Source organism: Bacteroides sp. GM023 (assembly GCF_014750685.1).
GTDB lineage: Bacteria > Bacteroidota > Bacteroidia > Bacteroidales > Bacteroidaceae > Bacteroides.
On the sequence record NZ_JAAXGE010000002.1, the window covers coordinates 513,048 to 539,131 of the forward strand.

The 26,084-nt window shown below is 40.7% G+C and carries 17 protein-coding genes and 1 pseudogene; 10 read left to right on the forward strand and 8 right to left on the reverse strand.

All coding sequences use genetic code 11. The annotated features are described in order from the left end of the window. Positions 1-21: 21 nt before the first annotated feature. The 4 genes from HC965_RS04530 to HC965_RS04545 all read right to left on the reverse strand — a co-directional run bounded on the left by HC965_RS04530 (position 22) and on the right by HC965_RS04545 (position 7,218). Positions 22-1,089, reverse strand: coding sequence for a metallophosphoesterase (locus HC965_RS04530; protein ID WP_191030337.1), 1,068 nt, complete (start codon positions 1,087-1,089; stop codon positions 22-24). An 11-nt stretch (positions 1,090-1,100) separates the two neighbouring features. Then, a complete protein-coding gene (locus tag HC965_RS04535) occupies positions 1,101-2,618 on the reverse strand; it encodes a SusD/RagB family nutrient-binding outer membrane lipoprotein (protein WP_191030338.1) in 1,518 nt (505 codons plus the stop codon). Between the two features lie 14 nt (positions 2,619-2,632). Beyond that, positions 2,633-6,022, reverse strand: a complete 3,390-nt coding sequence (locus HC965_RS04540) for a SusC/RagA family TonB-linked outer membrane protein (protein WP_191030339.1) — start codon at positions 6,020-6,022, stop codon at positions 2,633-2,635. Between the two features lie 176 nt (positions 6,023-6,198). Continuing rightward, positions 6,199-7,218: a FecR family protein gene (locus tag HC965_RS04545; RefSeq protein ID WP_223854702.1), complete on the reverse strand. Its 1,020-nt coding sequence runs from the start codon at positions 7,216-7,218 to the stop codon at positions 6,199-6,201. Between the two features lie 143 nt (positions 7,219-7,361). Between HC965_RS04545 and HC965_RS04550 the strand changes: the two are divergent. After that, positions 7,362-7,896: pseudogene (locus tag HC965_RS04550) on the forward strand (RNA polymerase sigma-70 factor). 21 nt (positions 7,897-7,917) lie between these two features. Here the strand turns inward: HC965_RS04550 and HC965_RS04555 are convergent. Next, positions 7,918-8,793: a DMT family transporter gene (locus HC965_RS04555; RefSeq protein ID WP_191030340.1), complete on the reverse strand. Its 876-nt coding sequence runs from the start codon at positions 8,791-8,793 to the stop codon at positions 7,918-7,920. A 737-nt stretch (positions 8,794-9,530) separates the two neighbouring features. Between HC965_RS04555 and leuS the strand changes: the two genes are divergently transcribed. The 4 genes from leuS (at position 9,531) to HC965_RS04575 (ending at position 14,879) form a co-directional block, all read left to right on the forward strand. Next, a complete protein-coding gene (gene leuS, locus HC965_RS04560) occupies positions 9,531-12,365 on the forward strand; it encodes a leucine--tRNA ligase (RefSeq protein ID WP_191030341.1) in 2,835 nt (944 codons plus the stop codon). Positions 12,366-12,460: 95 nt separating this feature from the next. After that, complete coding sequence (locus HC965_RS04565) at positions 12,461-13,378, forward strand: YitT family protein (RefSeq protein ID WP_191030342.1); 918 nt, start codon at positions 12,461-12,463, stop codon at positions 13,376-13,378. Between the two features lie 47 nt (positions 13,379-13,425). Continuing rightward, entirely contained in the window at positions 13,426-14,007 is a 582-nt protein-coding gene (locus HC965_RS04570; protein ID WP_191030727.1) for a non-canonical purine NTP diphosphatase, read from the forward strand. A 29-nt stretch (positions 14,008-14,036) separates the two neighbouring features. Further along, positions 14,037-14,879 carry an OmpA family protein gene (locus tag HC965_RS04575; protein ID WP_191030343.1) on the forward strand — a complete coding sequence of 281 codons (843 nt, stop codon included), beginning with the start codon at positions 14,037-14,039 and terminating at the stop codon, positions 14,877-14,879. A 68-nt stretch (positions 14,880-14,947) separates the two neighbouring features. Here the strand turns inward: HC965_RS04575 and nadA are convergent, their stop codons facing one another. Next, positions 14,948-15,886 (reverse strand): quinolinate synthase NadA, encoded by a 939-nt coding sequence (gene nadA / locus HC965_RS04580; RefSeq protein WP_191030344.1) that lies wholly within the window; start codon positions 15,884-15,886, stop codon positions 14,948-14,950. 491 nt (positions 15,887-16,377) lie between these two features. On the opposite strand from nadA, the gene HC965_RS04585 reads away from it, so the two are divergent. Next, positions 16,378-16,905, forward strand: coding sequence for an RNA methyltransferase (locus HC965_RS04585; protein WP_022138859.1), 528 nt, complete (start codon positions 16,378-16,380; stop codon positions 16,903-16,905). A gap of 347 nt (positions 16,906-17,252) precedes the next feature. On the opposite strand, the gene HC965_RS04590 is transcribed toward HC965_RS04585, so the two are convergent. After that, on the reverse strand, positions 17,253-17,831 hold the full coding sequence (locus HC965_RS04590) for a DUF4294 domain-containing protein (protein ID WP_191030345.1): 579 nt from the start codon (positions 17,829-17,831) through the stop codon (positions 17,253-17,255). Positions 17,832-17,976: 145 nt separating this feature from the next. Between HC965_RS04590 and HC965_RS04595 the strand changes: the two genes are divergently transcribed. Beyond that, entirely contained in the window at positions 17,977-20,025 is a 2,049-nt protein-coding gene (locus tag HC965_RS04595; RefSeq protein ID WP_191030346.1) for a helix-hairpin-helix domain-containing protein, read from the forward strand. Between the two features lie 125 nt (positions 20,026-20,150). Further along, complete coding sequence (locus HC965_RS04600) at positions 20,151-20,924, forward strand: radical SAM protein (protein WP_191030347.1); 774 nt, start codon at positions 20,151-20,153, stop codon at positions 20,922-20,924. 64 nt (positions 20,925-20,988) lie between these two features. Here the strand turns inward: HC965_RS04600 and HC965_RS04605 are convergent, their stop codons facing one another. Further along, positions 20,989-21,534, reverse strand: a complete 546-nt coding sequence (locus HC965_RS04605) for an RNA polymerase sigma-70 factor (protein ID WP_191030348.1) — start codon at positions 21,532-21,534, stop codon at positions 20,989-20,991. A gap of 159 nt (positions 21,535-21,693) precedes the next feature. Between HC965_RS04605 and HC965_RS04610 the strand changes: the two genes are divergently transcribed. Together HC965_RS04610 and HC965_RS04615 are read left to right on the forward strand one after the other, a co-directional pair. After that, the gene (locus tag HC965_RS04610; RefSeq protein WP_223854704.1) at positions 21,694-22,632 is read left to right on the forward strand and encodes a FecR family protein; all 939 of its coding nucleotides are present in this window, start codon (positions 21,694-21,696) and stop codon (positions 22,630-22,632) included. Positions 22,633-22,672: 40 nt separating this feature from the next. After that, positions 22,673-26,071, forward strand: a complete 3,399-nt coding sequence (locus tag HC965_RS04615; RefSeq protein WP_191030349.1) for a TonB-dependent receptor — start codon at positions 22,673-22,675, stop codon at positions 26,069-26,071. Positions 26,072-26,084 lie beyond the last annotated feature (13 nt).

Sequence of the window (26,084 nt, forward strand, 5' to 3'; positions counted from 1 at the left end):
TGTATTATATTAATTAATTTGTTATTCAATCTTTATGTTAAACTGGTCATACGATTCGGTTCTCCACGCTTTATCAGATGTTTGGGGCGACAAGGCAAACAAAGGAGAAAACGTTCTTACGGAAATAGTTCGTCCGTCGGGCATAAACTCCATAATCCGTATCCAGCAATCACCTCCATTTCCATGCCACTGCCCATCCGCTGTCTGAGCATTAAACATCATTTGCGGAATCACTCTCCCGGAAGCATTCTTATCGGTACGGAAACTTACATTATTTTTATAATCACTTATGATGCACTCATGTCCGCAAATCACTAAGCAGATATTCTTTGACGGATAAACCAACTTCTGCCAGATGGCTTCCCCATAATTGGCAGGAGATATTTTATAGTCCTCCTTTACGTAACGTTCGCCTTTATAATCCAGAAAAGAGTGTGTAAGCAATAATACCTTATGGTCTTTATACTTCGGACTTTCGGTCACCTTTCGTGCCCACTCGATGGCTTCGTCACGCGGAGCGAACTCCAACGAAACGACCAGTATCTTTCCCCATGTATCTGCCACAAACTCGTATGCCGCGTTTTCCAATGTCGGTACTCCGTTTGAGTCGCGTCCCACGGCTACCAACGTATTCCGCCAACAGCTATTCCGTTCCGACGGGAAATACGAAGGAAAGTGGCACAGCCTGTTTTCAGATTTCTCATATCCGTAATCATGATTGCCGGTACAAATCACATAAGGCAACTTACCATCCAGACGCTCAAAAGCACGGGATGCCGCTTTCCATTGTTCTTCACTGGTTTGGTTTCCATTCACACCATCCGGTATACGAATTTCATTCTGCTCAACTAAATCACCAGTGCACAATACTCCTTTTATCTTCAACCGCTCCATATTGTTGGCTACCCAGGCAGTCTGCAACTCAAACAGCGGCTGATTGGCATCAAATTTTATATAACTTTGCGGATCGGGCAACAGAATCATTGAAAATGATTGCTTATTACTCAACTCAGCCCGCACGGGGTAAACTTGTGCAAAGGCCATAACGACCTGCACAACAAGAAATACAATTAATACAATTATTCTCATAATATAATGAATTATTCTTCCAGAATCCACATCAAAGCATTATGATTGTCCTCACCTCCATACTGGCGTTGTATAGCTTCTTTCACATTATCACTATTGTAATCCAGTTCAGACTGCGGATACATCCAGCGCTTGGGAAATTGTGTTTTCACTTCATTCTGGTTAGTCTCTTCGTTCATCGGCATCTCCGGCCATCCTGTCCGACGGTGATCATAATAGGCATCCCAAGGGAAATGCAGGAATCCCGCCAGATAACGTTGGGTCATTAGCATTTCCAGACCGTTGTCTCTGCCTTGGGTAAGCTGTATTTCAGGACTATTGAGATAATCAACAATATATTCATCTGTAATTTTATGATTGTGGCAGTATTCATCTGCCGTATTGTCCGCAATGAAACGCATACTCGCTTCGATACCTTTTTTATAATAAGTATCGGCGGAACCGCTAATCCATCCTCTCAACGCAGCTTCTGCCAGAATAAAATTCTGCTCGGCATATCCTAAAGTAATAAACGGCTCGCCTTCAGGCTTTTCTTTATATCGCAAGTTGATGTTGCAGAATTCTTTATTACCATAGATTTCCATGATATCACTATTGGGAGCGGAAGGATTTACTCCTATATAAGCATCCCATGAATCTCCGGAAATACCGTTATTGATCTTAGCTACAGCCGGCTCTGCATAATAAAACATGCGGTAGTCCTTAAACTTCTTCAATACGTCGATAAGGGTGACAGACAACATAGGGTACTGGCTATAGTTAAAGTCGTCCTTATAAGTCGGATAACGCTGTCCTTTCTTTGCGGAAAAGACCACTTGAAAATTGTCATCGTTTGATTCCATCAACAAAGAGTTGGCTACAATATCGGCAAAGCGCCCTTTTACATTCAAGTCAGGGTCAGACACTTTCAGAGAAAGATTCAGTAACACCTTCAATTGTAAAGCAGTCACAGTCTTTTTCCATTTTTCTATGTTACCACCCATCATAGGGTCGCCGTCGAAGTCTTTTGCTTTCGAGAAGTTAGCATACGATTCTTCCAAACTGTTCAATATTCGCAGCATTACTTCTTTCTGAGTATCATATATCGGTTTTATACCGCCTTCTTCTCCTTTCAGAGCATCACTATAAGGTATGTCCCCCACTTCCATGGTGAGATAATACATTTTATAAGCCTCAACAAACTTTGCCAGTCCGATATAGGCTTCCTGGTTATAGTCTTTGGCAAGCTCTACCATCTTCTGCGCACTAATCAGCTTATAATATGAACCGAAACCACTACGCCCAAACTTATTGTATTGATAGGTAGCCGCTCCCTCACCCCATGCCATATACTTCATCATAAAACTACTGTTGAAGAAGGATTTGGCTGTGGATGGAGTGGTAATATTCAAAATCAAATTAGTGGCAATCATCTCCGGGCTGACCTTGGTAGTAGCATCAGGATCAGTATTCAATTCATCAAAACTGGTACATGAGCATACTGAAGCAAGCATCAATGCAAACATTAAATATATACTGAGTCTTTTCATAATTTCATACATCATTAAAAGTTAAACTTGACATTAAATCCGATATTACGAATAGAGGGTGAGTTCAGATTATCACTACCCACATCCGGATCAGAGAATTTATATTCCTTAGTCCATATCAGCAGATTCTGTCCCACAAAACTTATGGAGAGTCCTGTCAGCCCCAACTTCTGATAGATACTCTTAGGCATATCGTAGGTTAACGAAAGATCACGCAATTTCAGGAATGTCTCTAACTGATAATTCTGGCGTGCCGGACTACCGGCATTCGGATTGTATTCTCGGATATACGACTGATAGGACACCTCTTTATCATTGGGGGCAAACACACGCGTATCTTTCACAATCTTTCCATCAGCATCGCGTTCCACAGAACCCGAAACAATTTTAACCCCCTTGCCAATATAGTTTATTTTATTATTCACTACTTCGTCATAACGCCATTGGTTGTCTGAGTCAGGATGGGCTCCGGTATTCCACAATGATTGCACCATCTTATTGTATGAAAGTCCGCCCACACGTCCGTCAATTGTAAAACTCAGGGTAAAATCTTTGTAGCGAATCGTATTAGTCAGCCCCCACACCCAGTCGGGAAATTCATAACCTATCAAAGTGGGATAATCACTTAGTATTGGCAATCCGTCAGCACCATGGATAATATTTCCCTGCGGATCCCGTTCCCAATCTTCCACATCAAGCCAGTCCCAACGCTTACCGGCCGCCACATATTCTTTCTGCGTAGAATAAAGTTTATCCACTTTATCATAAAAATAACGGTCGCGCGACCAGTTGAACATCGCATTCCAATTCCAGTCACGTGTCTGGATAATGTCTCCCGAAATAGTCAGCTCCATTCCTCTGCGCAATTGCTCTTCATCATAGTTAATCAACGTATCCTCAAATCCGGCTGCGCTACTGATAGTAGCCTTACGAGTCAGGTTGTATTTTAATGTGTTATAATACGCAAAATCTACACGAAGTCTGTTATTGAAGAAGTTGACACCTGTACCGATTTCCCATGAGTCGGATGTTTTCGGTTTAATTAGCGACCCACGGATAGAAGTAGGATAAGAGGCTGAACTCATGCCGTCCCAGGCATCACTAGTCACACCATATACGTTATTGATTTCATATACATCCAAGTCCTTTTTAGTCCGAGTCCACGAGCCACGTATTTTCCAGAACGAAAGCCATTCAGGCAATTCAAACAGTTCACTTAGCACCACACTACCCGACACGGAAGGATAGAAATAAGAACGGGCATCGGCAGCCAGTGTAGACGACCAATCGTTACGTCCAGTCACATCAACAAAAACAGTACTCTTCCAAGATGCAGAGAAACGTCCCCATACACTGTTCAACTGTTTGCTCTTATATGTACTGGATGTTACAGCAGGATCTACAGATGCTTTCAAGGAATAGAAACCGGGAACAGTCAGACCGCCTTTGGTATTTCCCTGCACCTTGTCGTCATAATAATAATACATCGTTCCACCCACATAAGCATCCAACGTAAAGTCGCCAAACTTATGCGAAGCATTCAGCATAAGGTCGTTATTCATACTGAATCCTCCGTTACGCTCCATTTCATAATAGCCGTTCTCGTCCCAACCGGCATGGGCACTCTTCGGATTCTGCCATTCTTTCCTTTCACTATAGGAGTCAATACCTGAACGTAAGGTAGCTTTCAACCACGGAGCGAAATCATAACTCAAATTAGCATACGCATTAGCAATGTCATAATTGCTCGAACGGGTAATTTCGTTAGCAATGAAATAAGGGTTATCATACCATTTTTCATACATCCAATTCTGCTGTTCATCCGGTTTCACCCAGTAATTTTTGAAGTCACGCACATCATAGTCAGGCCCTGTCCATACAAGCAGATTATACAAATAACCACCCTTTCCATATCCGGTACCATAATTCTGTGGATAGAAACGCTTGTTGTAGGTCAATCCACCATCGAACGAGAACTTTTTCCATTTCATATCTCCCGACACCGAGTAACTGATTTTATTCAACTTCGTGTTGGGATACTGACCTTTATTATATACATGCGTCAGCGAAGTACGTATGCTTCCGTATTTCCCTTTCTGACTGATACTCACATTATTATTAGTGACAAAGCTGTTTTCAAGGAAATTCTTGAAATTATTCTTCCCTTTCGAGACCAATGGCATATCCACCCACTCGTGCGTCACGGGATCATACTGTACAGCTGTACGGCCAATGTCCAGTTTATCTCCCCACACAAAGTCGTCGGAATTATATTTGCCACCGATACCAGAACTATAACCCGATTGTACTTCCGGCAGCATCAGATAACCTGCCTGGAACATAGTGCTGCTGTTCACACTTACGTGCAATCCTTCTTCTCCACCTTTCTTAGTGGTAATCATCACAACACCTGCACCACCACGCGCACCATACAGTGCAGATGCCGTAGCACCTTTCAACACGTCGATAGATTCAATATCATCCGCAGCGATGTCTCTCAGGCCTACATTACCATAGGGTACTCCGTCAATAACGAGCAATGGAGTCTCGCCACGAAGTAACAATTTGGGAGCTGTGTTAAACTCAGTACTGTTCTCAATATTCAGTCCGGCCACTTTACCTGTCAGGGAAGTACCCACATCCACCGTTTTCACAGTATTGATTTTTTCTCCGCTCACCTTCTGTATAGCGTATCCCAATGCCTTTTCTTCACGCTTGATACCCAAAGCAGTTACTACCACCTCATCCAATGCTTTGGCATCTTCGGTCATTATAATCTTAAGCATCGACTTACCATCCACCGAAACTTCTTCCATCTTATATCCAATGTAAGTAAGCACCAGCACACCATTGACCGGAACTTCCAGTTTAAAGTTTCCGTCGATATCCGAAATTGTTCCATGTCCTTTATCACCTTTCAACTTGATATTGACACCGATAATAGGAATGCCCGCATGGTCTACCACTGTACCCGACACGCTTACAGTATTCTTCTTTTGCTGTACTTCTTGTGTCGAATCGGCTTGCAGCGCCTTGCGAACGTGCAACGAAACATAATTGTTGGCAAAGTTATAAGAGATATTATTTTTTGAAAGTACCTCATTCAGCAGATCTGCTACCCGATGCGTGCCTTTCTTCACATTGACGCGGTTCTCCACATTGATTTCCGTATCACTGTAGATAAAGAGATAGTCCGTCTGTTTCTCTATCTCTGTCATCAGTTCTTTCAACTTCAGTTGATCTCGATTGATGCTGACTCTCGCATTTTGCGAACTTACATGGCTGGCATGTGCCTGAAATATAAGTAAGAATAATAGCAAAACGGTGCATTTCATAATTCGTAAGATTTGTTTAAATTCACGTTGTTTAAGTACACACGCGGTGAGCAATAAGTTTTTTTTCATACTTTTGCAATGTAATAAGGTTAATACTTTTTTATTTTTTTGAAGAGAAATAGTCAAGGGTATTGACTTTACTGGGAGGAAAAAGGTGTAACGGACCATTTTCCTCTCTTTTTTGAATCCGGGAATCTTTACTTCATAGGCATTTAAAAAAATTAAAGGTTTAACAAAGTGTGTGTTTAATAAATAATTATCTCATTTTCATCGATTATAGTGTATTTAAAAGGAGTAGTACCCTGCAAAGCTTTCAATATACTTTCCACCGTATCGCTTTGCCTGAATTTACCGGATATTTTTCTTGTCAGGTCCACCGATTTTTTGATAGTGAAGTGCACTCCATTCCACAAAGCAACCTGATTTATCACTTTCCCGAAAGATTCAGACTGGAAAGTTACTATGCCATTCTTCAGGTATTCTTCATTATTAAAGTCCGAAGGACGCTTTACCTGTTTATCTCCCCATAGCACCGCTTTTTCTTTGGGTTTCAGCAATATCTCGTTCCCGGCATTAGTTGAATCATATACATATACTGCTCCTTCTAATAAATCTGTTTCAAACTCGGGACTCGCAGCATAGGCCGATATATTGAATTTTGTGCCCAATACCTGCACGCGGTATTGCTTTACAGCAACAACAAATGGTTTATCGGGATTCTTTGCCACATCAAAGAAAGTAGCTCCATCCAGTTCTACTATACGATCCTTGTTATTAAACGAACCGGAAAAACGTAACTGGCTGCAAGGACTGAGCCATGCCACGGTTCCGTCAGGCAAGTCCACCTTCACACGCTGACCTTTCGGTGCGGTGACAACCGTGTATTTCTTTCCAAATTCTTCAGACATATAGTGTTTAGTCACAAAAAAAGTGCCTGCTATCAACAAGCAGAAAACAGCAGCATATTTCATCGAAAGTACCAACGCACGTCTAAAGGATTTTAAAGTGCTTTTTTTCTTTACAACCAAGTTCTCCGCCTCCTCACATTCCTTCATACGCTGCATCATTTCTTTCCAATAGAAAGCTACATCCGGTGTATAATCGATAACCTCAGCACGCACCTTCTCCCAGACTCCCCGAAGTTCTTCGTATATCTCCCGGTTTTCACCGAAAGACAACCACCTCTCTAACCGCTTACTGTCAGCATCAGATATGTCTTGTTTTAATTCGGAGATGATTAGCTCCCAAGGTATTTCCTTTTTCATGCTTCGCCGTCTTTTTTAACTGTTACTGATACTATGACACAAAAAATGATTCATACCCTTATTCAGAAAACGCTTTTTTTTAGTTTTTACTAAAAAAATATTCTTTAACTTTGCAACATCCTATTAATATAATCGCAAACACTATGGACAACATCTTCCTTTTGCAATTAATAAAGAATGGTGATAAGCAAGCGTTCAAATATATTTTCGACACTTACTTCACTGCTCTTTGCCGTTTTATGTATCTGTATTTGGGAAATACGCAAGAAGCGGAAGACATAGCAAGCGATATTTTTGCGTCCTTATGGGAGAATAGGAAAAAACTTGAAATCAGACTAACTTTCAAAGCCTATCTTTTCCAAGCTGCAAAAAACAGATGCTTGAATGCTATACGGGATAGAAAAGCGACCGTATCACTAGATGATATTAATGGACAAGATGCCCCTCAAGTAAACGTCACCGACGCACTGGAAACTGAATAATCTAATTCAGGAAGCTATCCTTTCACTTCCCGACAAATGCCGTGAAGTATTTCAGAAAAGTCGCACAAATAATCTGACAAATCAGGAAATTGCAGAATCAATGGATATATCTGTCAAAACAGTAGAAGCACAGATTACTAAAGCACTGAAACAAATCCGGAAGTCTCTGGGTGAACAGTATTACTATTTATTCTAAATAGATAAAAAGTAAACTATTTTATTTCTTTTCTGCCAAATAAACACCCAATACAATAGAAGCTGCCCCCATCAAAGTAATCCATGTGATTTGCTCATGAAGAATCATGACTGATGCCACCATCGTCACCAGCGGATTCAAATAAATATAATTGGAAGCTCTCACAGTTCCCAACTGTTTCAATACCACATTCCAAAGAACATAACAGATCAAAGAAGCCAAAACTGCCAAAAACAGAAGATTGAATAATACAGTCGGTTGTGAAAGCACGGCAAAATCCGGTTGCAGCGGATGAAGTAGAAAAGCAGGAAGAATGGTCAATACTCCATAAAAGAAAATCTTACGGGTAATGAATACGGTAGGGTAACGTCCGGTCATTCTTCGTATAATCAGACTATAAAATGCCCAGGAAAGGGCAGCAAGCAGAGTTAGTAAATCTCCGACAGGAGATATTTTCAATATCACGCTTCCATTAAATACAACCAGCCCTACGCCAGCCAATGCCAATAATGAACCAACGATTAATCCTTTGGTAGCTTTCTCACTTTTATAAAAGAGCAAGGAGAGAATGGTTGTCAACAAAGGAGCTGTGCAGATAAGAAAAGAGACATTCGAGGCCTGCGTGATTCCCAGCGCAGTGTTCTCTGTGAAGAAATAGAGTGAGCCGCCGAAGATACCGCCTGCCATTAACCAAAGCTCATCCTTCCAGTTATCGGTAAACAAACGCTTGGGAGAGATAATCCAAATACCTGCATAAGCAATCAGAAAACGATAGAAGAATATTTCCTGTGGAGTCAGTCCATGGTTTATCAGTACTTTGGTTGATATAAAGGTCAATCCCCAAATGGATACGGTCAGTATCGCAATCAAGTGGTAGTATCCATGTTTCAGTTCCATATCTATGCTTTTAAGACGATGCAAAGATACAGGGAAACATGAATATACACACAGACTTTCCCCGATATATTTCAAACGAAAATTCGTTTATATAAAACCAATCCGATTCACGAATATTGAATCATCTTTGGATACGAATGATTATCGAACCGGGAAATCAAAAGCAAAAAGTGACCTGTTTGTAAAATAATTAGTCAAGTAGAATAATATACTATTTTTACCACAAAAAGGGGTAAAAATGAAACCTATAAACCAGAACAATATTTCTTCTTTACATTTTATGCCCGAAATCGCATAAACTCTCTGATCGTTTATAATAAACTTTCGAGGGGTTTATTAAAAACGGTATCAGAGTTTATTAAAAACGATTTTTAGACACTTTCAGAGGTGCGAATTAAAATATTAGAACAAAAATGGGCAAGAACCTTCACAGTTTCTTGCCCATTCGTTATCCTCGTAGTGCATAATGCACATCTAACCTATTGAACTTATGTAATAATATTTATATGTTTCATTTTCTCTTTTCTGTTTTAATTTCTCCAAATATACGAAATAAAAATGAGAAAGTCAATAGAGAAGTAATATTTGTTGCTGCTTTTTCCTGTATTCCGGTATTACCTTAGTTATAAAAGAAAGGTTTTTCATCACTCTTCGTGGTTATCTGAAAATAAACACGTAAATTTGTGCCTCAAAATGAAATAACAGTATAAATCACTATAAATAAAAACTTTATCACTATGGAGTACAATTTCAGAGAAATTGAAAAGAAGTGGCAGAAAAGGTGGGTGGAAGAGAAAACCTACCAGGTTACGGAAGATGATTCGAAGCAAAAATTTTATGTACTAAACATGTTCCCTTATCCATCGGGAGCGGGCCTACACGTAGGACATCCGCTGGGATACATTGCTTCGGATATTTATGCCCGTTACAAACGACTGCAGGGCTTCAATGTACTCAATCCGATGGGATATGACGCTTACGGCCTGCCCGCAGAACAGTATGCCATCCAAACCGGACAGCATCCTGCAATCACTACCATCAACAATATCGACCGCTACCGCGAGCAGTTGGATAAAATCGGTTTCTCTTTCGACTGGAATCGTGAAATCCGCACGTGCGACCCGGAATATTATCATTGGACACAATGGGCTTTCCTGAAAATGTTCAACAGCTATTATTGCAATGACGAACAGGAAGCTCGTCCTATCGAAGAATTGGAAAAGGCTTTCGCTATTTACGGAAACGAAGGGCTGAATGCCGCTTGTAGCGAAGAAATCAGTTTCACAGCCGAAGAATGGAAGGCTAAAAGCGAAAAGGAAAAGCAGGAAATACTGATGAATTACCGCATCGCTTACTTAGGCGAAACAATGGTAAACTGGTGCGCTGAACTGGGAACTGTATTGGCTAATGACGAAGTTGTAGACGGAGTCAGTGAACGCGGCGGCTTCCCTGTCATTCAAAAGAAGATGCGCCAATGGTGTCTGCGTGTATCCGCTTATGCACAACGTTTGCTTGACGGATTGGACACTATCGAGTGGACCGAATCACTGAAAGAAACTCAAAGAAACTGGATAGGACGCTCGGAAGGTGCTGAAATCCAATTCAAGGTAAAAGACAGCGATGTCGAGTTTACGATATTTACTACCCGTGCAGATACGATGTTCGGTGTTACCTTCATGGTACTGGCTCCGGAAAGTGAACTGGTGGCGCAAGTTACCACTCCTGAACAAAAGGCGGAAGTAGACGCTTATATCGACCGTACCAAGAAACGTACGGAACGTGAGCGTATCGTTGACCGCAGTGTTACCGGTGTATTCAGTGGCTCATATGCTATCAATCCGTTCACGGGTGAAGCAGTACCTATCTGGATCAGTGATTATGTATTGGCTGGATACGGAACAGGAGCCATCATGGCTGTACCTGGTCATGATAGCCGTGACTATGCTTTTGCCAAGCATTTCGGATTGGAAATCCGTCCGTTGGTAGAAGGTTGTGATGTCAGCGAAGAAAGTTTCGATGCGAAAGAAGGTATCGTTTGCAACTCTCCGCGCCCGGACGTAACTCCTTACTGTGACCTCTCTCTGAACGGACTGACTATCAAAGAAGCGATTGAAACGACCAAGAAATATGTAAAAGACCATAACCTGGGACGTGTAAAGGTGAACTACCGCTTGCGCGACGCTACCTTCTCACGCCAACGTTATTGGGGCGAACCGTTCCCTGTCTATTACAAAGACGGAATGCCTTATGTGATTGACGAAAGCTGTCTACCACTGGAACTTCCGGAAGTTGCTAAATTCCTGCCTACCGAAACAGGCGAACCTCCATTGGGACACGCTACCAAATGGGCTTGGGATACAGTAAACAAATGTATCGCAGACAATGAGAAAATAGACAATGTTACTATTTTCCCGTTGGAACTGAATACGATGCCGGGATTCGCAGGTTCTTCGGCTTACTATCTGCGTTATATGGATACGCGCAATCACGAAGCATTGGTTGATCCGAAAATCGACCAGTACTGGAAGAATGTAGACCTCTATGTAGGTGGCACGGAACATGCTACCGGACACTTGATTTACTCTCGTTTCTGGAATAAATTCCTGCACGACGTAGGTGTGTCAGTTATGGAAGAACCGTTCCAGAAGCTGGTAAACCAAGGTATGATCCAAGGTCGCAGTAACTTTGTATATCGTATCAAAGATACCAATACATTCGTTTCACTGAATCTGAAAGATCAATACGAGGTGACTCCTATCCACGTAGACGTAAACATCGTATCTAATGATATACTTGACTTGGAAGCATTCAAGGCATGGCGTCCCGAATACAAGACAGCAGAATTCGTTCTCGAAGATGGAAAATATATCTGCGGATGGGCAGTTGAAAAGATGAGCAAGTCTATGTTCAACGTTGTCAACCCGGATATGATTGTAGAAAAATACGGTGCGGATACACTTCGTATGTACGAAATGTTCCTCGGCCCGGTAGAACAATCCAAACCCTGGGATACGAACGGAATCGACGGTGTACACCGCTTTATCCGTAAATTCTGGTCACTGTTCTACAGTCGCACAGACGAGTATCTGGTGAAGGACGAACCGGCAACGAAAGAAGAATTGAAGGCTCTCCACAAACTGATTAAGAAAGTGACGGGAGACATCGAACAGTTCTCTTACAATACTTCTGTCAGCGCGTTCATGATTTGTGTAAACGAGCTTTTCAACCTGAAATGCAGCAAGAAGGAAGTACTTGAACAACTTGTTATTGTTCTCGCTCCTTTCGCTCCGCACGTTTGCGAAGAGTTGTGGGATGTACTTGGACACGAAACGTCGGTATGTGATGCCGAGTGGCCTGCATTCAACGAAGAATATCTGAAAGAAGATACAATCAACTATACTATTTCTTTCAACGGAAAGGCACGTTTCAATATGGAATTTGCGGCAGACGAAACTTCGGAAGCTATCCAGGCTGTAGTATTGGCTGACGAACGTTCACAGAAATGGATAGAAGGCAAGACACCGAAGAAGGTTATTGTCGTTCCTAAGAAGATTGTAAACGTTGTAGTATAAAACAAATTAGGCACGGATTACGCGGATAACACGGTTTAGAGTGAATCAAAACCGCGAAATCTGTGTAATCCGTGCCTAACATAATTATAAACCCTATGCATAAACTGGCAAAAGCGGAAGTAATGAGAGAAGTGAAAGATTATATCTATATCACTCTCGGACTGATAAGTTATTCTTTGGGATGGGCGGCATTCTTGCTACCTTACCAAATAACTACAGGAGGCACCACCGGTATCGGAGCTATCATTTATTACTCAACCGGATTTCCAATCCAGTGGTCGTATTTTATTATCAATGCAGTTCTGATGACATTTGCCATCCGGATATTAGGCCCGCGATTCAGCATAAAGACTACCTATGCTATCTTTGTGCTGACCTTTTTGCTCTGGTTTTTTCAGTTAATAGTAAACAACTACATTGTAGCACCGGATATGACGCCGGATGGCAAACCGCTTTTGCTCGGTGCCGGACAAGACTTTATGGCTTGTATCATCGGTGCGGCCATGTGTGGTGTAGGCTTGGGTATCACATTCAACTACAACGGAAGTACCGGTGGAACGGATATTATCGCCGCCATCGTCAACAAATATAAAGACGTATCACTCGGCAGAATGATTATGATCTGTGATGTATTCATCATTGGCTCCTGCTACTTTATATTCCACGACTGGCGTCGCGTTATCTTCGGTTTCGTCACCCTGTTTATCATCGGTGTTGTGCTCGACTGGATTATCAACAGTGCCCGCCAATCGGTTCAATTCTTCATCTTCTCAAAGAAGTATGACGAAATAGCCGACCGTATCATTAAAGATGCCGATCGTGGAGTAACAGTACTCGACGGCACAGGATGGTACAGCAAAAGCAATGTGAAAGTGCTCGTTGTATTGGCCAAGAAACGCCAATCGCTCGAAATCTTCCGCCTGGTGAAACGCATCGACCCGAATGCCTTTATCTCACAAAGTTCCGTCATCGGAGTATATGGAGAAGGTTTCGACAAACTGAAAGTTAAATAACAGATTGATAACTATCGGATAACTTTGCTAAAACAAGAAACAAAATGATGAAACGCAAACTTGTATTTGCTACCAACAACGCTCATAAACTGGAAGAAGTGGCTGCTATATTGGGAGAACAGATAGAACTGTTAAGCCTGAATGACATAGACTGCCATACGGACATTCCCGAAACAGCCGATACGCTGGAAGGAAATGCCCTGCTGAAATCTTCCTTTATCTATAAGAACTACGGACTGGACTGTTTTGCCGACGATACCGGTCTGGAAGTGGAAGCACTGGACGGAGCTCCCGGAGTCTACTCCGCACGCTATGCAGGCGGAGAAGGACACGACGCTCAAGCCAATATGCTCAAACTACTCCACGACCTTGAAGGAAAAGAAAACCGCAAAGCGCAATTCCGTACCGCCATTTCGTTGATACTGGATGGAAAGGAATATCTCTTCGAAGGAGTGATAAAAGGCGAAATAATCAAAGAGAAACGCGGTGATTCCGGCTTTGGTTACGACCCTATATTCAAACCGGAAGGTTATGACAAGACTTTCGCCGAACTGGGAAATGATATAAAGAATAAAATTAGTCATCGTGCGTTGGCTGTGCAGAAGCTCTGCGAATTCCTGCAACGCTGATTATTCATACTCTTTAAAAATAAAACGCAATGAAAAAAATTACGTTATTTACTCTTCTAGCACTGCTATTATGTACTTCGTGTGTAACGAAAAAGAAGTTCATGCTGGCAGAAATGGCAGCTACCGTAAGTAAAGATAGCTTGCAAGGATTATTGACCGACTGCCGCAATACAAACGCTCAAATGTCGGTACAAATCAGGAATCTTTTGCGTGATACGACAAAGATGGGAAACAGTATCCGCCAGTATCAAAGTATGCTGAACGTGAACATGACCGAACAGGAAAAACTGAATGCCCTGTTGAGCCAAAAGAAGAATGAACTGAACGAAAGGGAACGCACCATCAACGAGTTGCAACAGATGATTAATGCACAGAATGAGAAAGTGCAGAAGCTGTTGAGCAGTGTAAAAGATGCGTTATTAGGATTCAGCAGTGAGGAACTGACTGTTCGCGAAAAAGACGGGAAAGTATATGTGGCAATGTCGGACAAGTTACTGTTCCAGTCAGGAAGCGCCCGTTTGGATAAACGCGGTGAGGAAGCTCTTGGCAAATTGGCCGAAGTGTTGAACAAGCAGACGGATATTGACGTATTTATCGAAGGACATACGGATAATAAACCTATCAACACGGTACAGTTCAAAGATAACTGGGATTTGAGCGTGATTCGTGCTACCTCCGTTGTCCGTATCCTGATTAAGAATTATCATGTAAATCCTTTGCAGATACAGCCTAGCGGACGTGGTGAATATATGCCTGTGGATGATAATGAAACAGTGGAAGGAAGAAGCAAAAACCGCCGTACAGAAATTATCATGGCTCCGAAACTCGATAAGTTGTTCCAGATGTTGCAGAATTCGGAAGAAGCTCATTAAACTTTAGAGAAAGTCCTATATATAATAAACGGCTGATAGATTTTGAATACTCTGTCAGCCGTTTATTTTTATAATCCCAATTCCGCCGAAATCTCCAACATCCGTTGAATCGGCTTCACTGCCTTCTCTGCCACTTCAGGATCCACCGTTATTTCCGGTGACTCATTCTTCAGACACTCATACAGCTTCTCTAACGTATTCAACCGCATAAAGCTACACTCATTGCATCCGCATGTACTATCGTTCGGTGGAGCAGGGATAAACGTTGTTTGCGGACACTTCTTCTGCATCTCATGCAAGATACCCGATTCGGTAGCCACGATATACGTATTTTCAGGATGGTTCACGGCATACTTCAACAGAGCTGCCGTAGATCCTACCACATCAGCCAGTTTCAACACCGTACTCTTGCATTCGGGATGCGCCAGTACCAATGCTTCGGGATGCTGCGCTTTCAGTTCCACAATCTTTTCAACAGAGAACTGTTCGTGCACATGACAAGCTCCGTCCCAAAGAATCATATTCCTGTTCGTAACTGAGTTGATATAATTACCCAGATTTCGATCCGGGCCAAAGATTATTTTCTCATCTTTGGGAAAGCTTTCCACAATCTGTTTCGCATTGGTGGAAGTCACCACCACATCTGTCACTGCTTTCACCGCAGCCGTCGTATTGACATACGAAATAACAGTATGCCCCGGATGCTCTTTGACAAACTGCGCAAACTTGTCCGCCGGACAACTGTCCGCCAATGAACAACCTGCCGCCATATCGGGAACCAGCACTTTCTTTCCCGGACAGAGCACTTTCGCCGTCTCACCCATAAAATGAACGCCACACATCACAATAATATCCGCTTCCGTTTTCGCCGCCCATTGGGCCAATGCCAGACTGTCGCCAACGAAATCGGCGATATCTTGTATTTCACCCTTCTGGTAGTAGTGACCCAGAATGATTGCATTCTTTTCTTTCTTCAGCTCGTTTATAGCTTTTATTAGTTCATTCATTATAATATTCTTATTTCTTTCTTTTAAAAAAAAATCCTTTGTTAGTAATGATAGCCTGTTAATAGTGTTAGCAAATAAATACGATTTTTCTTGCCGGATAAGTTATTAGTCCATACTTCTGCTTTATGAGTCGGTTATGAACTGATATAAAGAAGAAATATCCTATCCTACTCGCTTCATTATCAATGAAAGCACCATCAATTGGGAGTTTGCTATTAACTCCCTGTTGATAAAGTGCAAAGTTAAAAACTTTATGGATATAAACAGGCAGATAAGTGCTGAAAAATATGTTGATGTCTGTGTAGAAAGTTTTGGGTTAGTTTTTTGGAATGTTCATAACGAAGGCCTCTTATACCTTCTTTTGAATAATGCAAGAATTATTTTTCAAAATCTTTGCCGATAGTTTTGACAGGTTTTAAACCGTTATCAACACCTCTGTTAACAGAAAAGAACTACCTTTGCACACATGAACATAATAAAAGAAAAGACGTATGCGTAAACTGAAAATAACAGAGCTGAACCGTATCAGTGCCGAAGAGTTCAAACAGGTTGAAAAACTGCCTCTGGTGGTAGTGCTGGACGATATTCGTAGTTTGCATAATATCGGTTCTGTGTTCCGTACATCGGATGCATTCCGCATTGAATGTATCTATCTTTGTGGCATTACTGCTACCCCGCCACACCCCGAAATGCATAAGACTGCGCTAGGTGCTGAATTCACTGTCGACTGGAAGTATGTTAATAACGCTGTTGATGCTGTTGATAACCTCAAAAATGAAGGATATATCGTGTATTCCGTAGAACAGGCGGAAGGAAGCATCATGCTGGATGAACTGGAACTGGATAAGACTAAAAAGTACGCTATCGTAATGGGAAATGAGGTAAAAGGGGTGCAGCAAGAGGTTATCAACCATTCGGATGGCTGTATAGAGATTCCCCAATATGGAACGAAACACTCTTTGAATGTCTCCGTAACTACTGGTATTGTGATTTGGGATTTGTTTAAAAAGCTACGTTAGCGGCACAAACAGGACTGGTTAATAAATTGTTTATAAGCAGTTAATAGTTTGGTTAATTCATTAATAATCAATAGATATGTATTGTTTATAACTATATAGTCCTATATCGGTTCAATGGTTATTATTATAGTTATTAATAGTCTGTTCTTAGACTGTTAATACTTGAGTTCTCAACTATTAATACTTGTCATGCAGGCTATTAATACCTGACGACTCAAGTATTAACTTCTGAGAAAGTGGCTATTAATATCTTATGAGAAGCCTGTTAATTTTTGAAATGATAACCGATATGGTTTGGATAGTTGACAATTGGTTTATAGGGTTGGTGAACTTATAAAGCATTTATTTCAGATTTGTCCATTCTCTACCAACAGCACTACACGTTCCGTTAGCTTATCTTCCCCTTCCGGGTCATATTCTTTCTTCAGACTGGCACCGAACAGCGCAGCAAATGTCTGATAGAACCCGGCTTTGAAAGGGCCCATAAATGCTTTCACCAGTTCATAACTGGTAGAATTACTTTGACGGTCTATCAATTTTATCAACAGTTTTCCTTGTGCAAAAGAGAGCTTTTTCATTCGGGGAGTATATTGTTCTTTCAGTCCTTTTTCCACCCGTTTGATATGTTTCTGACGGGCTTTCTCATTGGGTAAAGTTTGCAGATATTCGTAAGTTTCAATAATAGCCTGGTTAATTTCTTTGGAGATGGGATATACCTTTTTTACATTGCGCACTAGTCGGTAATACTCCTGGCGTTCTTTTTCATTCTTGAACTTTAACGGGCGGAAGATATACACAGTTCTTAACTGGACACATGGAATTGTATCTCCATTATAGATACACATCGGAACCAAGTATCCATTGATGCTTTGCTTTTCTTGGGCTTGCAGGCGCAATGCACAGAAAACAACAGCAAACAGCGTCATTATTACTATGTTAAGCCTTCTTTTCACGTTACAAAAATAGGATTAAAATTTTATTATTTACTCTTTTCGCAATGACGTTAACCTATTTAAAGTATCTTTGCGCCCTTGCACTTGAAAATGCAAGAAGATAACGCACATTTTATTGATGAAAACTACTCAACTATTTCGGTTGATAAGTATTATAAACAGCCTGTTCATAATTCCTGCTTGTAGTGCTCAAAACCCTACTGAAAGTCTTTTGGAGGATGTTCTTGAAGATTTGTCTGTTAATAACGATATTAATAACTCTGTTAATACCCTGAACTGGGAAAATGAACTGGAAGAGCTTTCCACCCGTCTGCAAGAGCCGGTTAATCTGAATACCGCTACCCGCGAACAACTCGAACAATTTCCTTTTCTGAGCGATATTCAGATTGAACATCTGTTGGCATATATCTATATACACGGACAGATGGAAACCATTTATGAACTTCAGTTAATAGAAGATATGGATAGACAGACTATCCAGTATTTATTGCCTTTTGTCTGTATAAAAGCTATTAACAATGAACCTGCTTTTCGGTGGAAAACTATGTTGAAAAGCGCAGCGAAGTATGGTAAGAATGAAGTGCTAACTCGCATGGATATACCGTTTTACAAGCGAAAAGGTTATGAACATACCTATCTGGGTCCTGCTGTTTATAACTCTGTGAAGTATAGCTTTCGATATAGTGACCGACTCTATGCAGGAATCGTCGCCGAGAAAGATGGCGGAGAACCTTTTGCTGCTTTACACAATCGTTATGGATATGATTATTATTCCTTTTACCTGTTACTGAAAAACTGTGGAAGATTGAAAGCATTAGCTATTGGTAACTACCGGCTTAGTTTCGGCCAGGGACTAGTGATTAGTACAGATTATCTGATGGGAAAAACAATCTACGCTTCCTCTTTCAACAATCGCAGCAGCGGGATAAAGAAACACTCTTCTACTGACGAATACAACTATTTTCGGGGAATAGCGGCTACTGTTGCTTTAACGAAGCATTGGGATATTTCCGGCTTTTATTCACATCGTTCATTGGATGGTGTGATAACGAATGAAGAAATCACCTCTATCTTTAAAACCGGACTTCACCGAAGCCAAAAGGAAGCGGATAAAAAGCACCTGTTCACATTACAATTAACAGGTGGAAACATAAGTTATCAACAGAACCGTATCAGACTGGGTATCACCGGTATTTACTATGTTTTCAACCGACCTTATGAACCGGAATTAACAGGTTATTCCAAATACAATCTTCATGGAAATAACTTCTATAATTTAGGAATAGATTACGCATATCGCTGGCATCGTTTTTCTTTTCAGGGAGAGACAGCAATCGGAAAACAGGGCTGGGCTTCTTTGAACCGTTTCCAATATTCACCGGTTCAAGACGTTCAACTCATGTTGATACACCGGTTTTACTCCTATAATTATTGGGCAATGTTCGCCCATTCTTTTGGAGAGGGAAGTGCAACTCAAAATGAACAGGGATACTATTTAGGACTGGAAACCTCTCCTTTCGCCCATTGGAAATTCTTTGCTTCTTTCGACTTGTTTTCTTTTCCGTGGAAAAGATACCGAATTAATAAATCTTCCCGTGGAATGGACGGACTGGCACAAGCTACGTTTACCCCACGCACTTATCTCTCTATGGAACTGAAATATCGTTATAAACAAAAAGAACGTGACTGGACAGGCAGTAAAGGAACACTAACGCTTCCTATTTTTCACCACCAATTTCGTTATCGTTTGAACTATTCTTTTAAAGATGTGTTTAGCAGTCGTACAACTTTAGATTATAATCATTTTCATTCTCAGGACAGAGCTGCTGACATAGGATATCAGGTTACACAGATGATATCCTCCCAACTGCCTTGGGCCAGGCTGTTTGCTGACGTTCAAGGCAGTTACTTTTTTACAGACAGTTATGATTCTCGTGTGTATGCAGCCGAAAAAGGATTGCTTTATACATTCTATACTCCGTCATTCCAAGGGCGTGGATTCCGATGCAGTGTCCGTTTAAGATATGAACTGAATAAACACTGGTTGTTCATAACCAAGTTTGGAGAAACCGTCTACCTTGACCGGAACGAAATAGGTTCCGGCAACGATTTGATTCGGGGAAATAAAAAAGCAGATGTACAAATGCAACTGCGCATCAAGTTTTAAGCTATCTTTGTACGGAACTAATTGGAGAAATTAGTAGACAAAGTTAAGCAGTTTAATATTGCAGTATCAACGAAGGATAATCGGTTGATAAAGTAGTAAATTGTAAATGATAAAATTAGAATAAGATGACTATTATTTTTCCTTCACCCATCTTCGGCCCTATCCATTCCCGCCGTCTGGGTGTTTCTTTGGGAATTAATTTATTACCGGACGACGGTAAAGTTTGCTCATTCGACTGCATTTATTGTGAATGTGGTTTCAATGCCGAACATCGTACGAAGAAACTTCTTCCTACCCGTGAAGAAGTCCGCACAGCTCTTGAAGAAAAACTGAAAGATATGCAGGTAAACGGCCCTGCTCCCGATGTACTTACATTTGCCGGAAACGGTGAACCGACAGCACATCCCCATTTTCCGGAAATCATAGAAGATACACTCGCACTCCGCGATACCTATTTTCCGAAAGCGAAAGTCAGTGTACTGAGTAATTCTACTTTTATTGACCGTCCCGCTGTCTTTGACGCATTGAATAAGATTGATAACAATATCCTGAAACTGGATACGGTGGACGAAGAATACATTCGTCAGTTAGACCGTCCGAATGGAAAATATTCCGTAAGGAAGATTATCGAAAAAATGAAAGAGTTCAAAGGAAACTGTATCGTGCAGACCATGTTTCTGAAAGGCGGCTACAAGGGAAAAGATATGGATAATACATCCGATAAATATGTACTCCCCTGGATAGAAGCGGTGAAGGAAATTGCTCCCAGTCAGGTAATGATATACACCATTGACCGTGAAACACCTGACCACGATTTACAGAAAGCCACCCACGAGGAGTTAGACCGTATTGTAGCTTTGCTGGAAAAAGAAGGTATTTCGGCAACGGCTTCTTATTAATATTGAATTTTTATAAATAGGTATAATAAAGTAAATAACAAAATTGCGTAAGCACACACAAAACTTAGCCAAGGAATAGTGACAGCAGATATAAATTCTTCCGTAAGTATTTCAAAGCTGCTGTCATATGATATTCCACCGTCTTTTCGCTGATTGACAATTGTTCGGCAATTTGCTTGTACGTCATGTGTCGTTCACGACTCAGGCGGAATATCTCTTGTTGCCGTTCCGGTAATTGGGATATCAGTACGGAAAGATGTTTCTTTAAATCAGCAATTTCAAGTTGGTCTTCTTCTTCATAAGACTTTTCTATTGATTGCATGACTGTCATTTTCAGAAAAGAATAATTCAGGCGTTTGCGTGAATAGTTGAATATCTGATTGCGGGTAATAATGAAAAGAAAACCTTCGAATGACTGTTCTTCGTCTATCAAATGTCGTGTCTCCCACAGTTTAATAAATACTTCTTGTACTATTTCAGCAACGTCTTCGGATGATGCAAGGTATAGACGGGAAAAGTTATATACTTTCTCCCAATAGAGTTTGTACATGGCTGAAAAGGCCTCATCATCCCCTTTCTTGAGCTTTTGTATTAATTCTTTTTGTATCATCTTAACTTCTGTCCCACAAAAGTAGATAATTAGATGCATTAACAAAATAAAATAAGAAAAAAATGAGCAATTAAAAAGAAATCAAAAAAAAGATGAGTTTTTCACTAGGGTGTGGGAAATCGGGAAGTGTATTTATAGCAAACGAGTAAAATATGTGCAATGGAAAAGATAAATAAGAATCATAAATTAATAAAGGATTTGTTTAAAGACAAACTTAAGAGACACGATGTAGGCGCATTATCTGAAATTGATATTGTAGAGCAAAGCATGCAGGAACAATGGAAAGAGAATGCTGAAAGAATAGACCCGGAGATTGGGGAGCAGATATGGGAGAAAATACTCAGGGAATATAAAGTACGTTCAAAGCGTAAACTGATTCGACGAATCTATTATCCTTTGGCGGCAGCTTGTGTGGCTTTAGTCACAGTGCTGGGCGGATGGCTTTTTTATATGAATAGTGATTTCTTCCTGAAAGAAGAATTCTCTGAAATAGTAGCTACTCAAAATATGTTGTATCAGTTGCCGGACAGTTCTGAAGTATGGATGTATCCAAATAGCTCTATTCGTTTTGCCAAGGATTTCAATAAAGACAGAAGGGTATGGTTGGAAGGAAGCTCAATGTTTCATGTACGCAAACAACATGGAAATACTTTCAAGGTTTATATTGATAAAGCCTTTATAGAGGTGAAAGGTACTCGGTTTTTAGTAGATAAAAAAGAGGCGGGAAATAATGAAATAACACTGTTCAATGGTTGTGTAGAATTTAATATGGAAGCGACCGGTAAGCAAGTAGTAATGAAACCGATGGAAAAAATCTTCTATAACTCGGTCAATACAGAAATGAAGATACAGAAGATTGAAAATATAGAATGGCAGGATGGAAAATTCAAGTTTGATGTTATGCCGCTTAATCGCCTCATCTCTATTATTAATCAGATGTATCATGCTAATATCGTATATGAAGGTAAAGATGCGTCTTCTCCGTTCAGTGGTACCATTCGTCAGGAAGAAACATTGGACGATATTATTCTCAAAATCTGTTTCCTTATGAACCTGAAAGAGGAAAGGACAGGAAACAAAATTATTATCAGAAATTGAAACTTTAATAAATTATATGTCTAATCTAATAAATGAGAACATGAAAAAATGTATTTTTTTGTATCGACAGCGGTATTTAAGTTATCTTGTAGTACTCTTATTGTTATGGCCGACTATGATGTTAGCGGCACAAGGAGATATTCAGATAAAGGGGAAGTTTTCTCTCAAAGAAGCTATTCGGTATATAGAAGAAACCAGTGATTATACTTTCTTCTATAAAGATAGTGATTTGAAAGATACTTCAAGAAAGGATATTAGCTGTAAGGGTACGATTGATAAAGTATTAAAGGAACTATTCGCCGGAAGTAATGTGAATTTTATTATTAATGGTAAAGAGGTTGTTTTTAAAGTAAGTAATCCGGCAACCGTTGCACAGCAACAAAAAAAACGCACGATAACAGGAATTATTGTGGATTCGGAAACCAAAGAACCGATAATCGGAGCCAGTGTATGGCTGAAGAATAGTTCGGCTGGTGCTGTAACGAATCTGGATGGAAAGTATTCAATTACTGTTGAAGGAGTTGGCGGCGTGCTTGAGTTTACGTATGTGGGGATGAAAAAACAGGAAATTGTAATTGGAGATCAGAAAGTGATTAATGTCATTTTGGCTCCTGATACAGAAGTACTGGATGAAGTGGTAGTTGTGGGCTATGGTAATCAGAAAAAGGAAAGTGTTGTGGGAGCTATTTCTACGCTGGACATTTCTCACTTGAAAGTTCCAGGTTCGTCTATTTCGAATGTTTTGGCAGGACAATTGTCTGGTGTAGTGGCCGTAACACGTTCCGGAGAACCGGGCAAGAATAGTGCGGCTGATTTCTATATTCGTGGTGTATCTTCTTTCAAGGGAACTTCTACTCCGCTGGTATTGGTAGATGGTATCGAGCGTGATTTAGACCTTGTTGATACAGATGATATTGCTTCTTTTTCTATCCTTAAAGATGCTTCTGCATCGGCCGTATATGGTGTACGTGGTGCAAATGGGGTAATTCTGATTACGACAAAGAAAGGAAAGGAAGGTAAGCCATCTATTAATGTACGTACAGAGTTCGGATTTACCAGTCCGACAAAAAGACCTGAAATGGTAAATTCGGCAGAGTGGGCTGAATTATACAATGAGGCTTTCCAGACTCAATATTATTCTCCTGAGGATATTCGTAAATATCGTGAAAATTCAGACTCTGACCTGTTTCCGAACGTAAATTGGTTCGATACATTGTTTGATGAGATGGCAGAGAGCGAACGTGTTAATCTGAATATAAGCGGAGGAGGTGATATTGTAAGATATTACGTGGCCGGTTCTTTCTATAACGAGAACTCTATTTATAAGAATGCAGGTAATATTTATGGATATAATTCTTCTTTGCGTTACAACAAGTTCAATTTCCGTGCTAATATAGATTTGAATGTGACTCCAAGTACAGTCTTGAATTTGAATTTGGCGAATATCTATGAGAAATCATTCGGACCGGGTTACGGAGATGATGATTCAAGCATCTGGTCTTATACTTTTATGACTAGCCCTAATGCTTTTCCGGCCGAATATTCGGATGGAGTAATATCCGGTCCGTCTACTGATTCGGGAGCAAACCCATGGAATATGCTGGCACATTCCGGTTATCGTGAACAGTTTTGGAATTCTGCACAATCCTTGATCGGAATTACACAGGACATTGGTAAATTGTGGGAACCTTTACAAGGATTGACTGCAAACATAAAGTTTTCCTGGGATGCCTGGAATACAACTCTTCAACGTCGCAGTAAATCGGTAACCTGGTATCATGCACGTGGAAGGAATGCCGACGGAAGTCTCAGGTATGATGATAATAATGAAGATGGCATTTGGGATCCTGTGCATCAGGGAGATGAACAGTTGAACTATAATATAGGTCGGGATGGAACTATGACCCGCTATCTGGAAGGTTCGCTGAATTACAATCGTTTGTTTAACGATAAGCATAGAGTGGGTGCATTGTTCCTTTACAATCAGAAAATTCATACAAAAACACAGGCTGGTGACAGTAACTCCTCACTTCCTTATAAAAATCAAGGTATTGCAGGACGTGTGACATATGCTTTCAAAGATACATATTTCGCAGAAGTAAATATGGGGTACAATGGTTCTGAGAATTTTGCTCGTGGTCACCGTTTCGGATTTTTCCCGGCTGTGGCTGCCGGTTGGATGGTATCACATGAAAAGTGGTTCGAACCGTTGACTAAAACGGTAGATATGCTGAAACTGAAAGGGTCTTACGGTAAGGTAGGTAATGATGATATCGGTGGACAAAGACGTTGGGTATATGAATCTACAATTGTAAATAGTAGTGACAAATGGTATTATGGCAAGACAGGAAATGATGGTGGACAAGGAATTCGTATCGGTGAAGTGGAAAATCTGAACGCATCTTGGGAAGAAGCATTGAAGCTGAATGTGGGAGTAGAATTCTCTTTATTTAATAAGGTGAAAGTGCAAGCTGATTATTTCCGTGAAGAAAGAACCGGTATATTCTTACAACGTGCCGGACTTCCCGCCATCGTGGGACTTTCTACCACTCCTTATGTGAATGTGGGAGAAACGCTTAACCAAGGATTTGATGGTACAATTGAATATTCACAGAAGATTGGTCAAGTATTTGTTACAGCCCGCGGTAACTTGACTTATACACGTAATAAACTTCTGAATAATGATGAACCTGACTGGGCATATAAATATCAGAACCGTATAGGAAAGCCTTTCGGACAAGGTGGTAATATGCAACCTTTCGGATTGGTTGCTTTAGGATTATTCCAAAGTCAGGAGGAAATTGATAACAGCCCGAAACAGTCATTCGGTGAATATCGTGTCGGTGATATTAAATATCAGGATATTAATGGTGATGGAACGATTGACAGTCAGGACCAGATAGCAATCGGATATACTAATCTTCCGGAAATAGTTTATGGGTTTGGAGCAACAGCCCAATGGAAAAACTGGGATGTTAATATCTTCTTTCAAGGTGTCGGGCGTACAAGTTTTTCTCTGAATGGTTCCTCTATCCGTACTCCTTTCTCTGCCGGCAATATGGAACGTGCAGCTATTAATAAAGACCTGTATGGAAATGTATGGATGTCAACTAATACGGATGAGCAGAATGCGAATGTTATATACCCCCGTATGAGTAATGGTAGCGGTGGTGCAGGTGCTTCCAATAACTCACAGAGTTCTACCTGGTGGTTGCGTAGTGGAAGTTTCATGCGTTTGAAAAACTTTGAGATAGGTTATACTCTTCCGAAGTCACTGACTGGAAAGACTTTTATCAAATCTTTACGATTCTATATGTCGGGCAACAACCTGCTGACATTCAGTAATTTTAAATTATGGGATCCGGAAAAAGGAAGTAGTGATGGTTCCGGTTATCCGTTGAATAAAATATTTACAGTAGGATTTAATGCTAACTTCTAAAAAAGAAAAAGTA